Consider the following 23,062-nt stretch of genomic DNA (forward strand, 5'->3'; position numbering starts at 1 on the left):
GGGAAGAGGGGGGGGGGGGGGTGGGGGCGGGGGCCTCGGCGGCGCCGACCGGTGTCTGAAATGCCATGAGGACGCCGAGCGCGGAGGCGAAGAGCAGGGGTTTGCGCATGGGGTCGTGCTCCCTTCGGGTGGGGGTTCCGGTACGGGAGTTCGCGTGAAAGTTAGGATTGTTTACAGTTGCCGTCAAGAGTGTTGGGAAAGTTTCCTAACGATTGACGGGGCAACGGAAAGGGGCCACAGCGGTGTGCTGTGGCCCCATGTGCCGCTCTTAGCTGCGCCTAGTAGGCGCGCCCCTTGGCCCGGTGCGTGCGCGGGAGGGCGCTCACTCGCTCTCGGCGCGGATCACGTCCAGCGCCTTCTGCAGGTCGGCCGGGTACGCGCTCTGGAACTCGACCCACTGCCCGTCCGACGGGTGCTCGAAGCCGAGCCGCATGGCGTGCAGCCACTGCCGCGTCAGGCCGAGCCGCTTGCCCATCGTCGGGTCCGCGCCGTACGTCGTGTCGCCCACGCAGGGGTGGCGGTGCGCGGACATGTGCACCCGGATCTGGTGCGTGCGTCCGGTCTCCAGCTTGATGTCGAGGAGCGACGCGGCCCGGAACGCCTCGATCAGGTCGTAGTGCGTGACGGAGGGCTTGCCCTCGGCCGTCACGGCCCACTTGTAGTCGTGGTTGGGGTGGCGCCCGATCGGGGCGTCGATGGTGCCGCTCATCGGGTCCGGGTGGCCCTGGACCAGCGCGTGGTACTTCTTCACGACGACCCGGTCCCGGAACTGCGCCTTGAGCAGCGTGTACGCCCGCTCCGACTTGGCCACGACCATGAGGCCCGACGTACCGACGTCGAGGCGGTGCACGATGCCCTGGCGCTCGGAGGCGCCGGAGGTCGAGATGCGGTACCCGGCGGCGGCGAGACCGCCGATCACGGTGGTGCCCGTCCAGCCGGGGCTGGGGTGGGCGGCGACGCCGACCGGCTTGTCGATGACGACGATGTCGTCGTCGTCGTGCACGATCTCCATGCCCTCGACGGGCTCGGCCACGATCTGCACGGGGGCCGCGGCCTGCGGCATCTCCACCTCGAGCCAGGCCCCGCCCCGGACCCGCTCGGACTTCCCGACCACCGACCCGTCGACCTGGACCTTCCCGGCGGCGGCGAGCTCGGCCGCCTTCGTGCGGGAGAACCCGAACATCCGGGAGATGGCGGCGTCGACGCGCTCGCCCTCGAGGCCATCGGGAACGGGCAGGGTGCGGAACTCGGGAATGGTACTCACCCGTCGAGTATGCCTTGTCAGTCCTTGTGGACAGTGCCGTCGGGGTCCAGACCCCGGAACGACAGGATCACAATGAGGATGCCGCCGCACACGATCGCGGAGTCCGCGAGGTTGAAGACCGCGAAGTTCGCCGGCGCGATGAAGTCCACCACGGCGCCCTTGAAGACACCCGGCGAACGGAAGACGCGGTCGGTGAGATTGCCCAGCGCGCCACCGAGCAGCAGTCCGAGCGCGATGGCCCACGGCAGGCTGTAGAGCTTGCGCGCGAGCCGGGCGATCACCACGATCACGGACGCCGCGATCGCCGTGAAGATGACGGTGAAAGCCTCGCCGATGCCGAACGCGGCGCCCGCGTTCCGGATCGCCTCGAACCGCAGCAGGTCGCCGATGACCTCGATCGGCTCGTGGTGCTCCAGCTTGGCCACCACGAGCATCTTGCTGCCCAGGTCCAGCAGGTAGGCCACGAGGGCCACGCCGAACAGCACAGGGATCTTCCGCTTGCCCCTGCTCACCGGCTGCTCCTCGGGGGCCGCCGCGTCGGAGGACTCCTCCGGCTCGGCTCCCCCGGCCTCAGGGGTGTCCGGCATACCGATGACGCGCTCCGCCTCTGCCACGTGAGTCCCTCAACCTAGGTACCTGACTGAGCACGAGGGTACGGCACACACGTACGGACGGTGTCGACGCCCGGTCGGAGCCCCGGTGGCGCGGGGTCAGTAGCGGCGCTCCTGCTTCTGCTTGTCCTCCACGCACAGCGTGGCGCGCGGGAACGCCTGCATGCGCGCCTTGCCGATGGGATTCCCGCAGACCTCGCACAGCCCGTACGTACCGGCGTCGAGGCGCTCCAGGGCCCGCTCGGTCTGCTCCAGGCGCTCACGGGCGCTGGCGGCCAGGGCCAGCTCGTACTCGCGGGAGATGTTCTTCGTGCCGGTGTCGGCCTCGTCGTGGCCCGCGCCGTCCCCGGAGTCGCGCATCAGGCCGGTCACCGCCTCCTCCGACGCGCTGATCTCGACCCGCAGGCCGGCGACGTCCTTCTCCAGCTCGGCCCGCGCCTCGGCGACCTCCTGCGGCGTCCACGGGTCCTCGCCCGGCCGTACGGCGAGTTCGCCGGGGGCCGCCGGGGCGACCGCGGGAGACGCCACCGCCGCCGCGGCGGCGACCGGCACGGCCTTCTTGGCGGCCGTGGACCTGCTCGCTGTCTTCTTCGCAACCACCGTCTTGGCTCCTGTCTCTTCCGCGGCCTGGGCCGCCCCCTTGGCCGCAGGAGCGGCCTTCTTCGCAGCCGCCTTCTCGGCAGGTGCCTTCTTGGCCGTACCGGCCGGTGCCGCCTTCTTCGCCACGGTCTTCTTCGCGGCGGCCTTCTTGGCCACAGTCGTCTTCTGCACGGCCGTCCGCTCGGTGGCCGTCTTCTTCGCGGCGCTCTTCCTGGCAGCGGCCTTCTTCGCGACGGGCTGGTCCGCGACGGCGCTGTTCTCCGCCGTGCCGGTCCCGTCTGCGCCCTGTGCGGCGGTCTTCTTAGCCACCATGGCCGCGGCCCCTTCACATATTGTGATCTTGCTCGCGCATCGTGCTGGGACGATAAGTCGACTCCAGCCCCGCGGCAACGGGGCACGCCGCCGGTCGGCCCCGCCGCGTGCCGGGCGCGACGAGCCTGCATCGGTTGTGCCCAGCTCTCCGCCCGGTAATCCGCCCCGAAGGACGTGAGCGCGGTACGGGACGGCGTGTATGGCCATTCGGGCTATCGGCGTACGTCCGGAGGGCCGAGCGGAAACCGGGCGGCCCTCCGGGCCCGCGGCCCGTACACTGGCCGAAGCGAAAGGCCTCGAAGGGGACGAGTAGCGTCGTACGCAGCCAAGAGCGATCCGGGGACGGTGTGAGCCCGGCGGCGAGCGCGGCGTGAAGCATCACCCCTGAGCCGCCGGAAGAACGCTCCGCGTCGTGGGCCCGCCCGCGGACGCAGGGCCAGTAGAACCGGCATCGCTGCCCCAATGAGGGGGTCACGGGCACCGCCCGTGGCCAAGGAGGGTGGTACCGCGGGAGCCCAGCGCTCTCGTCCCTCCGACGGAAGTCACAGTCCGCCGGAGGAATCGATGTCGCTGTACCGCCAGGTGCCCGCCCAGGTCGACCTTCCCGCGCTCGAGCACGCCGTGCTCGATTTCTGGCGCGAGAACAAGGTCTTCTCGAAGAGTCTCGAACAGTCCGAAGGACGCCCCGAGTGGGTGTTCTACGAGGGCCCGCCCACCGCCAACGGCATGCCGGGCGCGCACCACATCGAGGCCCGCGTCTTCAAGGACGTCTTCCCCCGCTTCCGCACCATGCGCGGCTACCACGTGGCCCGCAAGGCCGGCTGGGACTGCCACGGCCTGCCGGTCGAGCTCGCCGTCGAGAAGGAACTGGGCTTCAACGGCAAGAAGGACATCGAGGCGTACGGCATCGCGGAGTTCAACGCGAAGTGCCGCGAGTCGGTGACCCGCCACACCGACGCCTTCGCCGAGCTCACGACCCGCATGGGCTACTGGGTCGACCTCGACGACGCGTACCGGACCATGGACCCGTCGTACGTCCAGTCGGTCTGGTGGTCCCTGAAGGAGATCTTCAACAAGGACCTGCTGGTCCAGGACCACCGCGTCGCCCCCTGGTGCCCCCGCTGCGGCACCGGCCTGTCCGACCACGAGCTGGCGCAGGGCTACGAGACGGTCGTCGACCCCTCGGTCTTCGTCCGCTTCCCGCTGACCTCCGGCCCGCTCGCGGGCGAGGCGTCGCTGCTGATCTGGACGACCACCCCGTGGACCCTTGTGTCCAACACGGCGGTCGCCGCCCACCCCGACGTCACCTACGTCGTCGCCACGAACGGCGAGGAGAAGCTGGTCGTCGCCCAGCCCCTCCTGGAGAAGTCCCTGGGCGAGGGCTGGGAGGCCACCGGGCAGACGTTCACCGGCGCGCAGATGGAGCGCTGGACCTACGAGCGCCCCTTCGCCCTGGTGGAGTTCCCCTCCGAGGCCCACTTCGTCGTCAACGCCGACTACGTGACCACCGAGGACGGCACGGGTCTGGTCCACCAGGCCCCGGCGTTCGGTGAGGACGACCTCAGGACCTGCCGGGCGTACGGCCTGCCCGTCGTGAACCCGGTGCTCGCCGACGGCACGTTCGCGCCGGAGGTCGCCCTGGTCGGCGGCCAGTTCTTCAAGAAGGCCGACGAGGCCCTCACCGAGGACCTGGGCGCCCGCGGCCGCCTCTTCCGCCACGTCCCGTACGAGCACAGCTACCCGCACTGCTGGCGCTGCCACACCGCGCTCCTCTACTACGCCCAGCCGTCCTGGTACATCAGGACCACCGCGGTCAAGGACGCGATGCTGCGCGAGAACGAGGGGACGAACTGGTTCCCGGAGTCGGTGAAGCAGGGCCGCTTCGGCGACTGGCTGAACAACAACATCGACTGGGCGCTGTCCCGCAACCGCTACTGGGGCACCCCGCTGCCCATCTGGCGCTGCGAGGACGACCACCTCACCTGCGTGGGCTCGCTGGCCGAGCTCTCCGACCTCACGGGCACCGACCAGTCGTCCCTGGACCCGCACCGCCCGTACATCGACGCGGTCACCTTCCCGTGCACCAGCGAGGGCTGCTCGCTGACGGCGACGCGCGTTCCCGAGGTCATCGACGCCTGGTACGACTCGGGCTCGATGCCGTTCGCGCAGTACGGCTACCCGTACGAGAACAAGGAGCTCTTCGAGCAGCGCTACCCGGCGCAGTTCATCTCGGAGGCGATCGACCAGACCCGCGGCTGGTTCTACACGCTCATGGCGGTGGGCACGCTGGTCTTCGACAAGTCGTCGTACGAGAACGTCGTCTGCCTGGGCCACATCCTCGCCGAGGACGGCCGGAAGATGTCCAAGCACCTGGGCAACATCCTCCAGCCGATCCCGCTCATGGACCAGCACGGCGCGGACGCGGTCCGGTGGTTCATGGCGGCCGGCGGCTCCCCCTGGGCGGCCCGGCGGGTCGGCCACAGCACGATCCAGGAGGTCGTGCGCAAGACGCTCCTCACGTACTGGAACACGGTCGCCTTCCAGGCCCTGTACGCCCGTACGTCGGGCTGGGCGCCCAGCGCCGCGGACCCGGCCCCGGCCGACCGCCCGGTCCTGGACCGCTGGCTGCTGTCCGAGCTGCACGCGCTGACGGACCAGGTCACCGAGGCCCTGGAGTCGTACGACACCCAGCGGGCGGGCAAGCTGCTCTCCGCCTTCGTCGACGACCTGTCGAACTGGTACGTACGCCGCTCGCGCCGCCGCTTCTGGCAGGGCGACAAGGCGGCGCTGCGCACGCTGCACGACGTGGTGGAGACGGTCACGCGCCTGATGGCCCCGCTCACGCCGTTCATCACCGAGCGGGTCTGGCAGGACATGATCGTCCCGGTCACGCCGGACGCCCCGGAGTCGGTCCACCTCTCGACGTGGCCCGAGCCGGACCTCTCGGCCATCGACCCCACCCTTTCCCGCCAGATGGCGCTGGTACGCCGTCTGGTGGAGCTGGGCCGCGCGACGCGGGCCGAGTCGGGCGTCAAGACGCGCCAGCCCCTCTCGCGCGCCCTGGTGGCCGCCTCGGGCTTCGAGGCGCTGACGCCCGAGCTCCAGGCGCAGATCACCGAGGAGCTCAACGTCTCCTCGCTCGCCTCCCTCTCCGAGGTGGGCGGCTCGCTGGTCGACACGACCGCCAAGGCGAACTTCCGCGCGCTGGGCAAGCGCTTCGGCAAGGGCGTCCAGGCGGTGGCCAAGGCGGTGGCGGAGGCGGACGCCGCCGCGCTCTCGCTGGCCCTGCGCGAGGGCACGGCGACGGTCACGGTGGACGGCGAGAAGGTCACGCTCTCCCCGGACGAGGTGATCATCACCGAGACGCCGCGCGAGGGCTGGTCGGTGGCGTCCGACTCGGGCGCGACGGTCGCGCTCGATCTGGAGATCACGCCCGGCCTGCGGCGTGCGGGTCTGGCCCGTGACGCGATCCGCCTGATCCAGGAGGCCCGCAAGAACAGCGGCCTGGACGTCGCGGACCGCATCGCCGTCCGCTGGTCGGCGGAGTCCGCCGAGACGGCGGAGGCCCTCACCGAACACGCGGGCCTGATCGCGGACGAGGTCCTGGCGCTGGACTTCGCCGCGACGGAAGCGGACGCCACGTACGGCGACCCGTTCACGGACGAGTCCCTGTCCCTGACCTTCCGCCTCCGCAAGACCGAGGCGTAATCCCCGGGCGAAGGGCCCGGCCGACGGTGTCGGCCGGGCCCTTCGCCGTTCCCCTGGGCTTGAGGACACGCCCGCCGGGCGTCCGGAGTCCCGGGCCTGCTCCGGTTCCGGGAAGGGGCGGGGCGGGGAACGGGCCCGCCCCGCCCCCGCCGGCGTCCGCCCACGCGAAAGGGCCGGGCCCCGGGGAAGAATCCCCGGGGCCCGGCCCTCAGCCTGCCGACGGCTACGCGCTCAGCGCGCGCACGGCCGTCAGTTGTCGTCCTCGTCGATCAGGAAGCCGCGCATCGGCGACGGCGCCTGCTGCATCGGCTGCGGTGCCTGCGGCCGGACCGGAGCCATCGGCTGGGTCATCGCCGGCGACATCTGCTGCTGGCCGCCGTACGACGGTCCGTTCGAGGACGGGCCGCCGTGGCCGCCCATGGACGGGTTGCCGCCCATGGAGTGGCCCATCGCACCCGCACCGGCCGGCGCCATCGACCCGCTCATCTGCGGGGCCGGCGGCAGCGACGCGGTCGCCGGGGTCCGCGGCGGAGCCAGCGAGTCGTCGGCCTGGGTCTCCAGCTGACGCAGCTGGCTCTCCAGGTAGGACTTCAGACGGGTCCGGTACTCGCGCTCGAAGCCGCGCAGGTCCTCGACCTTGCGCTCCAGCGTCGCGCGGGCGGACTCCAGCGAGCCCATCGCCACGCGGTGCTTCTCCTGCGCGTCCCGCTCCAGCGCGTCGGCCTTCGCCCGGGCGTCCCGCTCCAGACCCTCGGCGCGGCTGCGTGCCTCACCGACGATCTTGTTGGCCTCGGAACGGGCCTCGGCGATCGCCTGGTCGGCGGTCTGCTGCGCCAGCGAGAGCACACGAGCGGCGCTGTCGCCGCCGGGGCCCTGGCCGGGCTGCGGGAGCTGCGGACCGTGACCGCCCATGGGGCCGCCCATCGGACCACCCATGCCCTGGCCCATCTGGCCCTGCATCTGGCCCTGGCCCATCTGGCCCTGCATCTGCCCCTGACCCATGGGGCCCTGCCCCATCGGGCCGGGACCGTGCTGGCCCTGCGGACCCTGGCCGAGCTGGCCCTGGCCGTGCTGGCCCTGGCCGTGCTGGCCCTGCTGACCGTGGCCGCTGGGGCCGGCGGGCAGCTGCGGCGCGCCACCGGGCAGCTGGGGCGGACCCATCTGCGGCGGCTGCTGCTGGACCGGCGGGCCGGATATGGCGGCGGGCACGGGCGCGCCGGGACGATCCTGCTGCTCCGGCGGCTTGCGCATACCCTGCTGCTGCTGGTTCTGCGCGGCGGCACGCGTCGCGGCGGCCAGCTTCGCGCGAAGATCCTCGTTCTCGCGCAGCAGGCGCGTCAGTTCAGCTTCGACCTCGTCGAGGAAGGCATCGACCTCGTCCTCGTCATAGCCTTCTCGGAGGCGGACGGTCGTGAACTGCTTGTTCCGCACGTCCTCGGGGGTCAACGGCATCTCTACTTCACCTCTACGTAGTCGTCGGCAGTCGGCAAGACCGTATCGCTCACAGCCTGATCACGATGCTGATCAGGATGTAAACGATGATCATCAGAACGAAGAAGGACAGGTCGAGTGCCACGCCCCCGAGACGCAGCGGCGGAATGAACCGCCGCAGAAGCTTGAGCGGTGGATCGGTGACAGTGTAGGTGGCCTCCAGAACGACCACCATCGCCTTGCCGGGTTCCCATGAGCGCGCGAACTGGAAGACGTAATCCATGACCAGCCGGAAGATCAGGACGATCAGGAAGCACATCAGCGCGATGTAGATCACCTGTAGTGCGACGCTCATCTCGCGCTTCCCTCTCCCCGTGCTCTCGTGGCTCCGGCCTCCCGGCCGGGTTCGTTCCGGTGTCGTGTCTCAGCTCTGGTTGAAGAAGCCGCCCTCTGCGATACGGGCCTTGTCCTCCGCCGTGACATCGACGTTAGCAGGCGACAACAGGAACACCTTCTGCGTCACTCGTTCAATGCTGCCATGCAGACCGAAGACCAAACCCGCCGCAAAGTCGACAAGTCGCTTCGCGTCAGTGTCGTCCATCTCGGTCAGGTTCATGATCACCGGAGTGCCCTCGCGGAAGTGTTCCCCGATGGTACGGGCCTCGTTGTACGTCCGCGGGTGCAGCGTGGTGATGCGGTAGGGCTCCCGCTCGGACACGACCTTGGGCATGATCACCGGTGCGTTCTTCTCCAGGTTCGGACGTTCAGGTGTGATGGATGCCACGGGGGCGATACGTGCCGGTCGTCCGATTTCCGCGGCGAGCGGAGCGGGGTGGGGCGCAGGCTCACGCTGCGCGGGCGGCTGCACCACGCGGACCGGCTCTTCGTGCCGCTCCTGGTGCGGGGGCTGGTGCCGGCGGTGCTCCCGCTCGGGCTCCGGCTCGGGTTCGAAATCGTCATCGGGATCGAAACCCCGGCCGTCGTAACCATCGTCCTCCACGAGGCCGAGGTAGACCGCCATCTTGCGCATCGCGCCGGCCATTCTCTGAGTCCTCCGCTCTGTGGTGGATCGCCCTTGTTGCCCATGTTCAGCGTCACCAAGTGCCCGCGATCCACTCGGCCCGCCCACCTATCAGTGGGAATGACCATATTTTCTGCTGTGGTCCGACTTGCTTCGCGACGTTACCCGAGCCGGGGTCGGACTCCGAGTACCGCAGTACCGACGCGTACATGTGTCGCTCCGGCGGCCACGGCCTGCTCGAGGTCCGTACTCATCCCTGCCGACACCATGTTCGCAGCAGGATGAGCCGAGCGCAGGCTGGATGACAATTCCATCAGCCGCTCGAACGCGGCCTGTTCGCGACCCGCGTACGGCCCGGCGAGCGGTGCGACGGTCATCAGACCGCCGAGCCTCAGACCGGGGGCTTCGGCCACCTTCGCGGCCAACTCCTCGATGCCGTCGGGCGCGACGCCGCCGCGCTCCCCCCGCTCGCCCGACTCCGCGTCCAAGGCGACCTGGATGAGGCAGTCGAGCTCGCGTTCGGCGCGTACCGCCGCCGTCGACAGCGCCGTGACGAGCTTCGCCCGGTCGACAGACTGCACCACATCGGCATAACTCGCCACAGAACGAACCTTGTTGGTCTGAAGCTGTCCGACGAAGTGCCAGCGGACCGGCAGGTCCGCCGATCCGGCCGCCTTGGGGGCCGCCTCCTGGTCCTTGTTCTCCGCGACATGGCGTACGCCGAGCTCGGCGAGCAGCCGCACATCGCTCGCCGGGTACGTCTTGGTGACCACGATCAGGGTCACCTCGTCACGTGCCCGCCCCGCCGCCGCGCACGCGGTGGCGATACGTTCCTCCACCCGCGCCAGATTCGCGGCGAGTTGAGTCTTTCGGTCCGTCATGCCCTATCCATCCAGCCAGACATATCCGGCGAGCCGCCCCGTGGTGCGGTCCCGGCGGTACGAGAAGTGGTCGCGCGACTCCAGGGTGCAGACCGGCGACCGATGCCGGTCGCGCACGCCGAGCGCTTCGAGCTGCGCGTGCACTCCGGCGGTCACATCGACGGCCGGCGTGCCCCAGCTGGTCTCCGACCACGCCGCGGGCACGGCCCCCGCGACCTCGGCCCGCATCCCGTCCGGCACTTCGTAGCAGCGCCCGCAGACGGCGGGGCCCGTACGCGCGGTGATACGGGAGGGATCGGCGCCCAGTGTGATCATCGTCTCGACGGCCGCCGGGACGACCCCCGCGACCAGACCGGGCCGACCCGCGTGAGCGGCGGCCGCGACACCGGCGACGGGGTCGGCGAGCAGAACGGGGGTGCAGTCGGCGGTGAGCACCGCGAGCGCGAGTCCGCGCCGCGCGGTCACGACCGCGTCGACGGACGGAACCTCGTCGCCCCACGGGCCGTCGACCACGGCGACGTCCCGGCCGTGCACCTGGTTCATCCAGACGACCAGGCCCGGGTCGAGCCCGAGCGACTTGGCGGCCAGTTCCCGGTTGCCGAGCACGGCGGCGGGGTCGTCACCGACCGCGCCGCCGAGGTTGAGCTCCTCGTACGGAACGGCGCTCACCCCGCCCCACCTGTCGGTGAAGGCGAAGTGCGCGCCGTCCACGTGTATCGCGTCGTCCCGCACGGTCACTTCAAGAAGTCCGGGACATCCAGCTCTTCGGCCTGGCTGTCGTACGGCCGGGCCGGCGGTACGTGCGGCGGCGAGACCGGGGTGTTCGGCAGCTCGGCCACCGGTGCGGGCTCGGCCTGGACCGGAGCCGGCTCCTCGCGCTCGCGCGGCGGAACCGTACCGATGCCGCCGGTCGGCCGCGAGCTCTCGGCCGGCCGGGACGGGGCGGGCTCCTCGCGCTTGGCGGCAGCCCCCGAGCTGGCGCCCAGCACGTTCTCGCGGCGGGCCGGCGGCTGTCCGCCGTCGAAGCCCGCGGCGATGACGGTGACCCGTACCTCGTCGCCCAGGGCGTCGTCGATGACCGCGCCGAAGATGATGTTGGCCTCGGGGTGGGCCGCCTCGCTCACCAGCTGCGCGGCCTCGTTGATCTCGAAGAGACCGAGGTCGCTGCCGCCGGAGATGGAGAGCAGCACGCCGCGGGCGCCGTCGATGGACGCCTCCAGGAGCGGCGAGGAGATCGCCATCTCCGCCGCCGCGACCGCGCGGTCGTCGCCGCGCGCCGAACCGATGCCCATCAGGGCCGAACCCGCCTCGGACATGACCGACTTGACGTCGGCGAAGTCGAGGTTGATGAGGCCGGGCGTGGTGATGAGGTCGGTGATGCCCTGGACGCCGCTCAGCAGGACCTGGTCCGCCGACTTGAAGGCGTCCAGCACGCTGACCTGACGGTCCGAGATGGACAGCAGGCGGTCGTTCGGGATGACGATGAGGGTGTCGACCTCTTCGCGGAGCTCGGCGATGCCGTCCTCCGCCTGGTTCGCGCGACGCCGGCCCTCGAAGGTGAACGGGCGGGTGACCACGCCGATCGTGAGGGCGCCGAGCGAGCGCGCGATGTTGGCGACGACGGGGGCGCCACCGGTTCCGGTGCCACCGCCTTCGCCGGCGGTGACGAAGACCATGTCGGCCCCCTTGAGGACCTCCTCGATCTCCTCACGGTGGTCCTCTGCCGCCTTGCGGCCGACTGCCGGGTTGGCCCCGGCGCCGAGGCCGCGGGTCAGTTCACGTCCGACGTCGAGCTTGACGTCGGCGTCGCTCATCAACAGGGCTTGCGCATCGGTGTTGATCGCGATGAACTCGACGCCCTTGAGACCGACCTCGATCATTCGGTTGATGGCATTGACACCACCGCCGCCGACACCGATGACCTTGATGACTGCGAGGTAGTTCTGCGGTGCTGCCACGTCGAAGGCCTCTCGCCTCGAGTTACGTGCCGCCGCGGGGTTGCAGCGCCGCGACGACTGATGCCGATTGGGACGGTCCGAACGCCGACCCGAACCCTAACGGTGAAGTTTAGGGTTACCAGTGTGTCTGTTCCTTGGACTCTCCGAACAGGACACTAAGTCGACAAGTGGCGCACGTTCAACGAACACGCCGAACCTCCCGTTTTTCTTTTCACCCTATGTGATCACCCATATCGCTGGCCAACCAGGGTGCTGGCCAGCACGTATGAGCGTCAACTCCCCGACACGGCGGGGGCGGTGGGCGCACTGACATTGAAGTGCCCGGCCTCCGGAGCTGCTTTCATGAGGGCTTCCAGCGCGCGCGCCTTCGCCCGGCCCTGCTCCGCGCTGCCCCAGACGACAGTACGGTCGCCGTGGAGCCCCAGGGTGATGGAGTCGTACGAGCCGACCTGAACGGTCCGCACGTCGCCCGCCACGGACCGCGGCAGGTCGCCGGTGACCCGTACCGCCTCCCGCAGCAGCCGGTCCGCGCCGAACCGGCGCAGGCTCGGCGAGTCGCCGGACTCCAGTTCCAGCAGCGGCACGCCGGCGGGCGCTCTGGGGACCGTGGCGAACCGCACACCCTCGTCGTCCACTTCGACGAAGCCCGCGCCCTTCTCGATGAGCAGTACCGGCTTTCGTTCGGTCACGTCCAGCGCGAGGGTGTGCGGCCACGAGCGGACGGCCTCCACCGTGTCGACGCGGAGCAGCTTCCGGCGCACCCGCTCCTCGATCTCGTCCGTGTCGACCGAGATCAGCGGCGCGCCGACCGGGACGGCCGCCGCCTCCAGCACCTCGTCGGACGTCAGGACCCGCGGGCCGGACGCCTCCACCCGCTCCACGCGGAGCCAGGAGGAGCCGTACAGCGTCCAGACGCCGCCCGCCGTCAGCAGGACCGTCAGGACGAGCGCCAGGATCAGGACGCCGCGCCCCGGCAGTCGCAGCCGGCGGCCGGCGCCGTCCCGACCGGGACGGCCGAGCGGCGGGCGGGCCGCCGACGACCCCCGCGCCTGTCGTTCACCGCGCTGGGCGGTCGTCGGTCCGGCCACTGCCTGTCGCCTCCTGGCACCTGCGTCGGTGGGCCGTTCAGCCGGCCCTGCGTGCGGCGATCGCCTCGTACACCATGCCGACGAGCAGGTCGTCGGCGTCCCGGCGGCCGAACTCGGCGGCGGCGCGGGACATCTCGAACAGCCGGTGCGGGTCGGCGAGGACCGGGAGCACCTGGCTCTGCACCCACTCCGGCGTCAGCGCCGCGTCGTCGACCAGCAGACCGCCTCCGGCGTTGACCACCGGCTGGGCGTTGAGCCGCTGCTCGCCGTTGCCGATGGGCAGCGGGACGTAGGCGGCGGGGAGCCCGACGGCGGACAGCTCGGCGACGGTCATCGCGCCCGCGCGGCAGAGCATCATGTCGGCCGCGGCGTACGCGAGGTCCATCCGGTCCACGTACGGTACCGGGACGTACGGCGGCATCCCGGGCATGTTGTCGACGCGCGGTACTTCGTTCTTGGGGCCGACCGCGTGCAGGATCTGGATTCCGGAGCGCTGGAGCACCGGGGCGACCTGCTGGATCACCTCGTTGAGGCGCCGCGCGCCCTGCGAGCCGCCGGAGACCAGCAGCGTCGGCAGGTTCGGGTCGAGGTTGAAGGCGGCACGCGCCTCGGGGCGGACCCGGGCCCGGTCCAGGGTGGCGATGGAGCGGCGCAGCGGGATGCCGATGTAGCGGGCCCCGCGCAGCTTGCTGTCGGGCGTGGAGACGGCCACGGCGTGCGCGTAGCGCGAGCCGATCTTGTTGGCCAGACCGGGCCTCGCGTTGGCCTCGTGGACGATGATCGGCACGCCGAGGCGCTTGGCCGCGAGGTAGCCGGGCAGGGCGACGTAACCGCCGAAGCCGACGACGCAGTCCGCCTTCGTGCGTTCGAGGATCTGCTCGGCGGCCTTGATGGTGCCGCGCAGACGCCCGGGGACGGTGATCAGTTCCGGGGTGGGTTTGCGGGGCAGCGGGACCGCGGGGATCAGCCCGAGCTCGTAGCCGCGCTCGGGTACGAGCCTGGTCTCGAGTCCACGCTCCGTGCCGAGGGCTGTGATGCCCACGGACGGGTCCTGCCTCCGCAGTGCGTCCGCGAGGGCGAGCGCGGGCTCGATGTGGCCGGCGGTCCCCCCACCGGCGAGTACGACATGCACCGAAATTCACCGCTCTCCGGACGGACGCTTCTTGACGCGCCGTCTCATCGTCTTCCATCTCACCCCGGCCCCTTTGCCAAGGACGGTCCTTCGCATGGCGAGGGCGGCCTTCGCAGCGGGATCCTCTCGCGCGAAGGCGATCAGCAACCCTACGGCGAACATGGTCGGCAGCAGGGAGGAGCCCCCGTACGAGAACAGCGGGAGCGGGACACCGGCGATCGGCAGCAGACCGAGCACCGCACCGATGTTGACCACGGCCTGCGCCGTGATCCAGGTGGTCACACCTCCCGCGGCGTACCTCACGAAGGGGTCCTCCGTGCGTCCGGCCACGCGGATACCCGCATAGCCTAGAGCCGCGAAGAGGGCGAGTACCGACAGCGTCCCCGCCAGACCCAGTTCCTCACCGGTGATGGCGAAGATGAAGTCGGTGTGGGGCTCAGGGAGTTGCCCCCATTTCTCCACACTTGCCCCCAGCCCGGAACCGAACCATCCGCCCGAGGCGAGAGCATAGATTCCGTGCACCGCCTGCCAGCATTCACCCTTGGGACCGAGGTCGGTCGCACCGGTGCAGGCGAGCCGTGACATCCGGTTGGCGTTGCTGCTGATGAGCACGAAGCCGACGAAGGCGGCGAAGCCGAGCACGCCGGCGAAGAGCCGGGTGGGCGCTCCCGCGAGCCACAGCAGCCCGAACAGGATCGCGGTGAGGAGGATCGCCGTACCCATGTCGCCGCCGAGCATGATCAGGCCGAGCAGCAGGAAGGCGACGGGGACCAGCGGCACCAGCATGTGCTTCCACTGGGTCAGCAGCCGCCTGTCCTGCTTGCGCGCGAGCAGGTCGGCCCCCCACAGTACGAGGGCCAGCTTGCCGAACTCGCTGGGCTGGAGCATGAAGGGGCCGCCGAGCGAGATCCAGTTCTGGTTGCCGCCGATGGCGACTCCTATCCCGGGGATCTGGACGAGCACCATCAGGAAGACGGTGACGGCCAGCAGCGGGTAGGCCAGCGCGCGGTGCAGCTTGGCGGGCATCCGGGAGGCGGCGAGCAGCAGGGCGGTGCCGATGACCGCCGCGACGAACTGCTTGCGGAAGAAGTACGACGCGGGCAGCGACAGCTCCAGCGCCTTGATCATCGAGGCGGAGTAGACCATCACGAGCCCGAGCACGGTGATCAGCAGGGCGCTGCCCAGGATGAGGTAGTACGCCGTCAGAGGCCGGTCCCAGGTGCGCCGCGCCTGCTCGTACAGCCGGCGCAGGCGGTTCTCGCCGGGCGGCCCGCTCAGGAACCCGCCCCGGCGGCGGGCGGCGGACGGACGGCGGGCGGGGCGCGTCCCCGCCGGCCGCGCGCCTGCCGTCCCCGCGCGCCCGCGCAGCACACCGCGGCCGCGCGGGGCGATGTCGTCGGCCAACATCTCGTGTCCCCTCCACTCATGCGCTGCGCCGACCGGTCCGTGGCGCGGGGACCGGTCCGCTAGTCGCGCTCCGGAGCCAACTCGCGTACGGCGTCGGCGAATGCCTCACCACGCTTGTTGTAGTTGGTGAACATGTCCATGGAGGCGCAGGCCGGGGCCATCAGGACCGTGTCCCCGGGCCGCGCGAGCCGCGCCGCTTCCCGGACCGCCGCCGACATCGCCCCAGTGTCGGTCCGGTCGAGGTCGACCACCGGTACTTCGGGCGCGTGTCGCGCGAGGGCTTCGCGGATCAGGGCGCGGTCGGCGCCGATGAGGACGGCGGCGCGCAGCCGCTTCGCGGACTTCCTCACGAGCTCGTCGAAGGTGGCGCCCTTGGCGAGGCCGCCCGCGATCCACACGATCGGGTCGTACGCCGCGAGGGAGGCCTCGGCGGCGTGCGTGTTGGTGGCCTTGGAGTCGTCGACGTACGCGACACCGGCGACGTCCGCGACGTGCTCGATGCGGTGGGCGTCGGGGCGGAACGCGCGCAGTCCGTCGCGCACGGCGGCGGGCTCGACGCCGTAGGCGCGGGCGAGGGCCGCCGCCGCGAGGGCGTTGGCGATGTTGTGCGGGGCGGGCGGATTCACGTCGGAGACGCTGGCCAGCTCCTGCGCGTTCTTCTGCCGGTTCGCGACGAAGGCGCGGTCGACCAGGATGCCGTCGACGACGCCGAGTTGGGAGGGCGCCGGCGGCCCGAGGGTGAAGCCGATCGCGCGGCAGCCCTCCTCGACGTCGGCCTCGCGGACCAGGTCCTCGGTGGCGGGGTCCTGGACGTTGTAGACGCAGGCGACCTGGTTGCCCTCGTAGACCCGGCCCTTGTCGGCGGCGTACGCGGCCATGGAGCCGTGCCAGTCGAGGTGGTCGGGGGCGAGGTTCAGCACGGCGGCGGAGTGGGCGCGCAGCGAGGGCGCCCAGTGCAGCTGGTAGCTGGAGAGCTCGACGGCCAGGACGTCGTACTTCTCGTCGCCGAGGACGGCGTCGAGCAGCGATACGCCGATGTTGCCGACGGCGGCGGTACGCAGGCCGGCGGCCTCCAGGATGGAGGCCAGCATGCGCACGGTGGTGGTCTTGCCGTTGGTGCCGGTGACCGCCAGCCAGGGGGCGGCGTCGGGGCCGCGCAGGCGCCACGCCAGCTCGACGTCGCCCCAGATCTCCACGCCCGCCTCGGCGGCGGCCAGGAACAGCGGCTTGTCGGGCTTCCAGCCGGGCGCGGTGACGACGAGCTCGGTGCCCTCGGGGAGGGTCGCGCCGTCGCCGAGGCGCACGGTGACGCCGAGGGCTTCCAGCTCGGCGGCCTGGGCGCGCGAGCGCTCGTCGTCGCCGTCGTTGACGACGGTGACGTGGGCCCCGAGGCCCCGCAGCACACGTGCTGCGGGGATCCCCGAGACACCGAGACCCGCGACGGTCACCCGCTTGCCGGTCCAGGTCGCTTCGGTCACTTGTCGGCCGCCCAGCCCGCGTAGAAGAGTCCGAGGCCGATGATCACGCACATGCCCTGGATGATCCAGAAGCGGACCACCACAAGGACTTCGGACCAGCCCTTGAGTTCGAAGTGATGCTGGAGCGGCGCCATCTTGAAGACGCGCTTGCCGGTCAGCTTGAACGAGCCGACCTGGATCACGACGGACATCGTGATGAGGACGAACAGGCCGCCGAGGAGCGCCATCAGGAACTCGGTGCGCGAGCAGATCGCCAGACCCGCGAGGGCGCCGCCGAGGGCGAGCGAGCCGGTGTCGCCCATGAAGATCTTGGCGGGCGAGGTGTTCCACCACAGGAAGCCGAAGCAGGCACCCATGAGGGCGGCGGCGACGACCGCGAGGTCGAGTGGATCTCGTACGTCGAAACAGGCCTCGGGGTTGGTCAGGCTCGGCGCGTCGGCGCACGACTCCTGGAACTGCCATAGACCGATGAAGGTGTACGCGCCGAAGACCATCACGGACGCGCCGGTGGCCAGACCGTCGAGGCCGTCGGTGAGGTTCACACCGTTCGACATCGCCAGGATCATGAACAGCGCCCAGACCACGAACAGCACCGGGCCGATGGACCAGCCGAAGTCCTGGACGAAGGAGAGCCGGGTGGACGCCGGGGCGTTGCCGCGCACGTCCTTGAACTGCAGGGCCAGCACGGCGAACGCGACGCCGACGATCAGCTGTCCGGCCATCTTCGCCTTGGCCCGCAGGCCGAGCGAACGCTGCTTGACGATCTTGATGTAGTCGTCGAGGAAGCCGACCAGGCCCATGCCCGCCATGAGGAAGAGCACCAGCAGACCGGAGACGCTCGGCTTCTCGCCGGTGATCACCTTCGCCAGGGCGTACGCGATGAGCGTGGCCAGGATGAAGGCGATGCCGCCCATGGTCGGCGTACCGCGCTTGCCGTGGTGGCCGCGCGGTCCGTCGTCCCGGATGAACTGCCCGTATCCCTTGCGGGCCAGCAGTTTGATCAGCAGCGGAGTGCCGATCAGGGTCAGAAAGAGCCCAATGGCTCCCGCGAAGAGGATCTGCCTCATCGGCCGGCGACCTCACCCTCGGCGCGGTGGTCGAGGAGCGCCTGCGCGACCCGCTCGAGACCGACCGACCTGGAAGCCTTCACCAGCACGACGTCTCCCGGACGCAGCTCACTGCGCAACAGGTCGACCGCCGCCTGCGCGTCGGACACGTGCACCGACTCCTCACCCCACGAACCCTCGTTGTAAGCGCCCAGCTGCAGCCAGGACGCTTCCCTGCCCCCGACTGCCACGAGCTTGCTGACGTTGAGCCGGACGGCGAGCCGTCCGACCGCGTCGTGCTCGGCGAGCGAATCGTCACCCAGCTCGGCCATCTGTCCGAGCACCGCCCACGTACGACGCCCCTGGCCCATGGCCGCGAGCGCGCGCAGGGCGGCTCGCATGGATTCGGGGTTCGCGTTGTAGGCGTCGTTGACGACTGTCACGCCGTCAGGACGCTCGGTGACCTCCATGCGCCAGCGGGACAGCGTGCCCGCCTCGGAGAGCGCGGTGGCGATCTCGTCGACGGACATGCCCAGCTCATGGGCGACGGCGGCCGCGGCGAGCGCGTTCGACACGTGGTGCTCACCGTACAGCCGCATGGTCACGTCATTGCACCCGGTGGGTGTGTGAAGGATGAAGGCAGGCTGTCCGCTCTCGGTCAGCCGGACGTTCTCGGCCCGTACGTCCGCATCTGCGGCCTCGCCGAAGAGCAGCACGCGGGCCTTGGTGCGGGACGTCATGGCCCGTACGAGCGGGTCGTCGGCGTTGAGCACGGCCACGCCGCCCGCGTCGGCGGACGGCAGCGCCTCGACCATCTCGCCCTTGGCCTCGGCGATCTGCTCGCGGCCGCCGAACTCGCCGATGTGGGCGGTTCCGACGTTCAGTACGAGGCCGATGTGCGGCGGGGTCAGCCCGGTGAGGTACCGGATGTGGCCGATGCCGCGGGCGCCCATTTCGAGGACCAGGTGCTCGGTCTCCGCGGTCGCGCGCAGGGCGGTCAGCGGCAGGCCGATCTCGTTGTTGAGGGAGCCGGGCGTCCAGACCGTGGGCGCCTTGTGCTGGAGCAGCTGGGCGATCAGGTCCTTGGTGGACGTCTTGCCGGCCGAGCCGGTGAGGGCGACGACCTTCGTGCCCAGCCGCTCGACGACGGCGCGTGCCAGGGCGCCCAGCGCCTCGGTGACGTCGTCCACGACGACGGCGGGCACGCCGACGGGCCGGGTCGCCAGCACGGCCGCCGCGCCGGCGGCCACAGCGCGCTCCGCGTAGTCGTGGCCGTCGACCTTCTCGCCGGCGAAGGCGGCGAACAGGCTGCCGGGCTTCACCTCGCGGGAGTCGATGACGACCGGCCCGGTGACCTGGAGGCCGCTGTCCGGTATGTCGTGCGACTGCCCGCCGGTGATGCCGGCGATCTCTGCGAGGGAGAGTGCGATCACGGGGTCACCCCGCTGTCGTGGAGCGATCCGGCGCTGCGGATGGCGGCGCGGAGCACCTGGCGGTCGTCGAAGGGGCGTACCACTCCGGCGATGTCCTGTCCCTGCTCGTGGCCCTTGCCGGCGACGAGCACGGTGTCGCCGGGCTTGGCGCGGGCGACCGCCGCCGCGATGGCCGTGGCCCGGTCGGCGTCGACCAGCACGTCGCCGCGCTCGTGCGCGGGCACCTCCGCGGCACCCGCGAGCATCGCGGCGAGGATCGCGAGGGGGTCCTCGGAGCGGGGGTTGTCGGAGGTCAGTACGGCCGTGTCGGCGAGGCGGGCGGCCGCGGCGCCCATCGAGGGCCGCTTCTGCTTGTCGCGGTCGCCGCCGCAGCCGAGGACGATGTGCAGCTCGCCCTCGGTGACCTTGCGCAGCGCGCGCAGGACCGATTCGACAGCGTCCGTCTTGTGGGCGTAGTCGACCACGGCGAGGTACGGCTGCCCCTCGTCCACCCGCTCCAGGCGGCCCGGCACGCCGGGGACGGCGGCGATGCCGTCGGCGGCGGTCTGCGGGTCGACGCCGGCGACGGCGAGCGTGACGATCGCGGCGAGCGTGTTGGCGACGTTGAACGGGCCGGCCAGCGGGGCGGTCGCGGTGATCCGCTCCCCCTTGGGGCCGACGGCGGTGAACGTACTGGTGAACGGCCCGACTTCGACGCCCTCGGCGTGCCAGTCGGCGTCCGGGTGGCCCTCGGCGGAGAAGGAGGTGACCGGGACGCCCGACTCGGTGAGGAGCCTGCGGCCGTACTCGTCGTCGAAGTTCACGACGCCGGTCCTGCTGCGTTCCGGGGTGAAGAGACGTGCCTTCGCCTGGAAGTAGTCCTCCATGTCGGAGTGGAATTCCATGTGCTCGGGGCTCAGGTTGTTGAAGACCGCGACGTCGAAGACGCAGCCGTCGACCCGGCCGAGCACCAGCGCGTGGCTGGACACCTCCATGGCGACCGCCTCGACACCGCGTTCACGCATCACGGCGAACAGGGCCTGGAGGTCGGTGGCCTCGGGGGTGGTGCGCTCGGACTTGATGCGCTCGTCGCCGATGCGCATCTCGACCGTGCCGATGAGGCCGGTCCTGCGGCCGGCCGCCCGCAGACCGCCCTCGACGAGGTACGCCGTGGTGGTCTTGCCGGACGTGCCGGTGATGCCGAGCTGGAGCAGGGCGTCGCCGGGGTGGCCGTAGATCTCGGTGGCGAGCTCACCCATCCGGCCGCGCGGGTCCTCGACGACCAGGGCCGGCAGGCCCGTGGCCGCGGCTCTGTCGGCGCCGGTGGGGTCGGTGAGGATCGCCGCCGCGCCGAGACCCGCCGCCTGTGTGGCGAAGTCGGCGCCGTGGAGGCGCGCCCCGGGCAGGGCGGCGTAGAGGTCGCCGGGCCTGACCGCGCGGGAGTCGTGCGTGATGCCGGTGACCTCGGCCGCGCTCTCGTCGGCTCGGGCCTCGACACCCAGCCGTTCGGCCAGCTCCCCGAGGGGTGTCGGGTGGACCTTGACCGGCCGGGGCGCTCCGGGGTAGGTCACCGGGGCGTCCTTCTGGGTGGTTTGGGACTGATCAGCGTGTGGCACGGCGGTGAGCGTACCGGGCGTACCCGGCCCCCCGCTAAACGAGGGGTGCCGGCCCGCGTCGGGGTCTTCGTGGTTCCCCGGGTTCTGGGTGATGGTTGTCACTGGTGGTCCTGAGTCACTCGCCGGGTGTGAAGGACACCGGCAGCCGGGCGGGCTTGCTGCCGGTCGGTGCGACCTGGAGGGTCTTGAGGGCGAACTCCATCACCTGCTTGTAGATGGGTCCGCAGATCTGGCCGCCGAAGTAGCTCCCCCTCGTCGGGTTCTGGATGGCGCAGTAGACGGTGACGCGCGGCTTGTCGGCGGGCGCGAATCCGGCGAAGGACGCGGTGTAGCCCTTGTAGCGTCCGGTGGCCGGATCCACCCGGTTGGAGGTGCCGGTCTTCCCGCCGACGCGGTAGCCCGGGATACGGGCCTTGGTGCCCGTACCCTCCTCGTCGTCCACGACCGACTCCAGCATGGTGGCCAGTGTCTTGGCGGTCTTCTCGCTGACCACCCGGGTCTTCTTGGGCGCCGGGGCGGGGGTGAAGCGGCCGTCGGGCCCCTTCGTGCCGCGCACGAGTGTTGGCTGGATCCGTACGCCGCCGTTGGCGATCGTCGAGTAGACGGACGCCGCCTGCATGGCGTTGAGCGACAGCCCCTGTCCGAACGGGATCGTGTACTGCTGCGACGTGCTCCAGTCCTTCGGCCTGGCCAGGATGCCCGAGGTCTCCCCCGGGTATCCGAGGCCGCTGGGCCGGCCGAGGCCGAACTTGCTCAGGTAGGAGTGGAGGACCTGGTTGGCCTCGCGCCGGGTCTTGCCGAGCTGCTCGGTCGCCAGGATGGTGCCGATGTTGCTGGACTTGGCGAGGACGCCGTTGAGCGTGAGGTACCAGGTCGGGTGGTCGATGTCGTCCTTGAACAGCCGGTCGCCGCGGTGCAGCCGGTTCGGTACGACGACGTGGGTGCCGGGCGCGGCGGCGTTCTCCTCCAGCACCGCGGCCATGGACATGACCTTGGCGGTGGAGCCGGGTTCGTACGCGTCCTGGAGGGCCGCGTTGCCCATGGCGGCCGCGTCGGCCTGCGAGAGGTCGTTCGGGTCGAAGCCGGGCGCGTTGGCCATGGCGAGGACCTCGCCGGTGCGGGTGTCCTGGACTATCACGTAGCCGCGGTCGGCCCCGGACTTGCGCACCTGCTCGCTGATGGCGTCCTGGGCCGCCCACTGGATGTCGCGGTCGATGGTCAGCTCGATGTCCGAACCGGGGACGGCGGGCACCTCGCGGGCGCCCACGGTGGGCACCCTGCGGCCGCCGGACTGGGCGTACGTGATCTCGCCGTCCTTGCCCGCGAGCTCCTCGTCCAGCTGGGTCTCCAGGCCGCCCGCGCCCTTGCCCTCGGCGTTGACGTAACCGAGTATCCCGGCGGCGAGGTCGCCGTTGGGGTAGACCCGCTTGCTGCTGGCCTCCTGGAAGACGCCGGCGAGCACGTTGACGCCCTTGCCGCCCTTCAGCTTCTGGGCACCGGCCTTCTCGGCGAAGACGCTCTTGAGGTCCTTGATCTGGTTCCAGATCTGCGGCGTCTGGCGGCGGGCCAGGACGGCGTACTTGCTCTTGGGCGCCCGCAGCTTCTTCGCCAGGTCGCCGGCGTCCTTGCGCAGGATCGGCGCGAGGAGCGCAGCGGCCTGCTCGGGGGCGTCCGGGACCTTGCTGAACTCCGCGGTGAACATCGACGGGTCGGCCGTGATGTCGTGCGCGTCGACGCTGGTGGCCAGCGCGATGCCGCCGCGGTCGGTGATCTGGCCGCGCTCGGCGGCGAGGGTGGAGCTGGAGTACCGGTTCTTCTCCGCCTTGGCCGTGTACGTGCTGGCGCCGACGGCCTGGACCTGCAGCAGCCGCACGACGAAGGCCAGCATGACCAGCGTGAGCCCCACGCCGACCAGCCGCAGCCGGGGCCGGGGGCTGCCGAGCACCAGGGACCGCGCGGCCTTGGGAGCGGGGCGCGGCCGCGCCACCGGGCGGCGCGGCGCGGGGCGCGCGGGAGGCTTGGGGCGCCCGCCGCTGCGCGGCCGCCCGGGGCCGGGCACGCGGCGGCGCGGTGGTTCCTGGGGGGGCACTGCGTCAC

At 71.0% G+C, this 23,062-nt stretch carries 18 protein-coding genes; 1 reads left to right on the plus strand and 17 read right to left on the minus strand.

What is annotated here, in order from left to right; genetic code table 11:
- Positions 1-322: 322 nt before the first annotated feature.
- The 3 genes from E2E34_RS13545 to E2E34_RS13555 form a co-directional block, all read right to left on the minus strand.
- The gene (locus E2E34_RS13545; RefSeq protein WP_138897745.1) at positions 323-1,264 is read right to left on the minus strand and encodes an RluA family pseudouridine synthase; all 942 of its coding nucleotides are present in this window, start codon (positions 1,262-1,264) and stop codon (positions 323-325) included.
- 17 nt (positions 1,265-1,281) lie between these two features.
- Positions 1,282-1,878, minus strand: a complete 597-nt coding sequence (lspA, locus tag E2E34_RS13550) for a signal peptidase II (RefSeq protein WP_138902157.1) — start codon at positions 1,876-1,878, stop codon at positions 1,282-1,284.
- Between the two features lie 96 nt (positions 1,879-1,974).
- A complete protein-coding gene (locus tag E2E34_RS13555; protein ID WP_138902158.1) occupies positions 1,975-2,787 on the minus strand; it encodes a TraR/DksA family transcriptional regulator in 813 nt (270 codons plus the stop codon).
- Between the two features lie 564 nt (positions 2,788-3,351).
- Here E2E34_RS13555 and ileS point away from each other — a divergent pair.
- A complete protein-coding gene (gene ileS / locus E2E34_RS13560) occupies positions 3,352-6,495 on the plus strand; it encodes an isoleucine--tRNA ligase (protein WP_138902159.1) in 3,144 nt (1,047 codons plus the stop codon).
- A 249-nt stretch (positions 6,496-6,744) separates the two neighbouring features.
- Here ileS and E2E34_RS13565 read toward each other — a convergent pair whose 3' ends face one another.
- The 14 genes from E2E34_RS13565 to E2E34_RS13635 form a co-directional block, all read right to left on the minus strand.
- Positions 6,745-7,947 carry a DivIVA domain-containing protein gene (locus E2E34_RS13565; RefSeq protein ID WP_138902160.1) on the minus strand — a complete coding sequence of 401 codons (1,203 nt, stop codon included), beginning with the start codon at positions 7,945-7,947 and terminating at the stop codon, positions 6,745-6,747.
- A gap of 49 nt (positions 7,948-7,996) precedes the next feature.
- Positions 7,997-8,281 (minus strand): YggT family protein, encoded by a 285-nt coding sequence (locus E2E34_RS13570; RefSeq protein WP_138902161.1) that lies wholly within the window; start codon positions 8,279-8,281, stop codon positions 7,997-7,999.
- A 69-nt stretch (positions 8,282-8,350) separates the two neighbouring features.
- Positions 8,351-8,968, minus strand: a complete 618-nt coding sequence (locus E2E34_RS13575; RefSeq protein WP_138895420.1) for a cell division protein SepF — start codon at positions 8,966-8,968, stop codon at positions 8,351-8,353.
- A 140-nt stretch (positions 8,969-9,108) separates the two neighbouring features.
- Positions 9,109-9,828 (minus strand): YggS family pyridoxal phosphate-dependent enzyme, encoded by a 720-nt coding sequence (locus tag E2E34_RS13580; RefSeq protein ID WP_138902162.1) that lies wholly within the window; start codon positions 9,826-9,828, stop codon positions 9,109-9,111.
- A gap of 3 nt (positions 9,829-9,831) precedes the next feature.
- On the minus strand, positions 9,832-10,539 hold the full coding sequence (gene pgeF / locus E2E34_RS13585; protein WP_138902171.1) for a peptidoglycan editing factor PgeF: 708 nt from the start codon (positions 10,537-10,539) through the stop codon (positions 9,832-9,834).
- Between the two features lie 23 nt (positions 10,540-10,562).
- Positions 10,563-11,786: a cell division protein FtsZ gene (gene ftsZ, locus E2E34_RS13590; RefSeq protein ID WP_138902163.1), complete on the minus strand. Its 1,224-nt coding sequence runs from the start codon at positions 11,784-11,786 to the stop codon at positions 10,563-10,565.
- Positions 11,787-12,058: 272 nt separating this feature from the next.
- Positions 12,059-12,874, minus strand: a complete 816-nt coding sequence (locus E2E34_RS13600; RefSeq protein WP_138902164.1) for a cell division protein FtsQ/DivIB — start codon at positions 12,872-12,874, stop codon at positions 12,059-12,061.
- A 37-nt stretch (positions 12,875-12,911) separates the two neighbouring features.
- Positions 12,912-14,006: an undecaprenyldiphospho-muramoylpentapeptide beta-N-acetylglucosaminyltransferase gene (gene murG, locus E2E34_RS13605; protein ID WP_138902165.1), complete on the minus strand. Its 1,095-nt coding sequence runs from the start codon at positions 14,004-14,006 to the stop codon at positions 12,912-12,914.
- 6 nt (positions 14,007-14,012) lie between these two features.
- The gene (ftsW, locus tag E2E34_RS13610) at positions 14,013-15,413 is read right to left on the minus strand and encodes a putative lipid II flippase FtsW (RefSeq protein ID WP_138902166.1); all 1,401 of its coding nucleotides are present in this window, start codon (positions 15,411-15,413) and stop codon (positions 14,013-14,015) included.
- A 59-nt stretch (positions 15,414-15,472) separates the two neighbouring features.
- Positions 15,473-16,891, minus strand: coding sequence for a UDP-N-acetylmuramoyl-L-alanine--D-glutamate ligase (gene murD, locus E2E34_RS13615; protein ID WP_138902167.1), 1,419 nt, complete (start codon positions 16,889-16,891; stop codon positions 15,473-15,475).
- Positions 16,888-17,958, minus strand: coding sequence for a phospho-N-acetylmuramoyl-pentapeptide-transferase (gene mraY / locus E2E34_RS13620; RefSeq protein ID WP_138895413.1), 1,071 nt, complete (start codon positions 17,956-17,958; stop codon positions 16,888-16,890). The genes murD and mraY overlap by 4 nt, the downstream gene beginning before the upstream one ends.
- Positions 17,955-19,370 (minus strand): UDP-N-acetylmuramoyl-tripeptide--D-alanyl-D-alanine ligase, encoded by a 1,416-nt coding sequence (locus E2E34_RS13625; RefSeq protein WP_138902168.1) that lies wholly within the window; start codon positions 19,368-19,370, stop codon positions 17,955-17,957. Before E2E34_RS13625 ends, mraY begins: the two co-directional genes overlap by 4 nt.
- A complete protein-coding gene (locus tag E2E34_RS13630; RefSeq protein ID WP_138902169.1) occupies positions 19,367-21,067 on the minus strand; it encodes a UDP-N-acetylmuramoyl-L-alanyl-D-glutamate--2,6-diaminopimelate ligase in 1,701 nt (566 codons plus the stop codon). Before E2E34_RS13630 ends, E2E34_RS13625 begins: the two co-directional genes overlap by 4 nt.
- A gap of 13 nt (positions 21,068-21,080) precedes the next feature.
- The gene (locus tag E2E34_RS13635; protein ID WP_167518284.1) at positions 21,081-23,054 is read right to left on the minus strand and encodes a peptidoglycan D,D-transpeptidase FtsI family protein; all 1,974 of its coding nucleotides are present in this window, start codon (positions 23,052-23,054) and stop codon (positions 21,081-21,083) included.
- Positions 23,055-23,062: the final 8 nt, after the last annotated feature.

Origin of the sequence: Streptomyces albidochromogenes, from assembly GCF_005981925.1 — a bacterium.
Taxonomy (GTDB): domain Bacteria; phylum Actinomycetota; class Actinomycetes; order Streptomycetales; family Streptomycetaceae; genus Streptomyces; species Streptomyces albidochromogenes.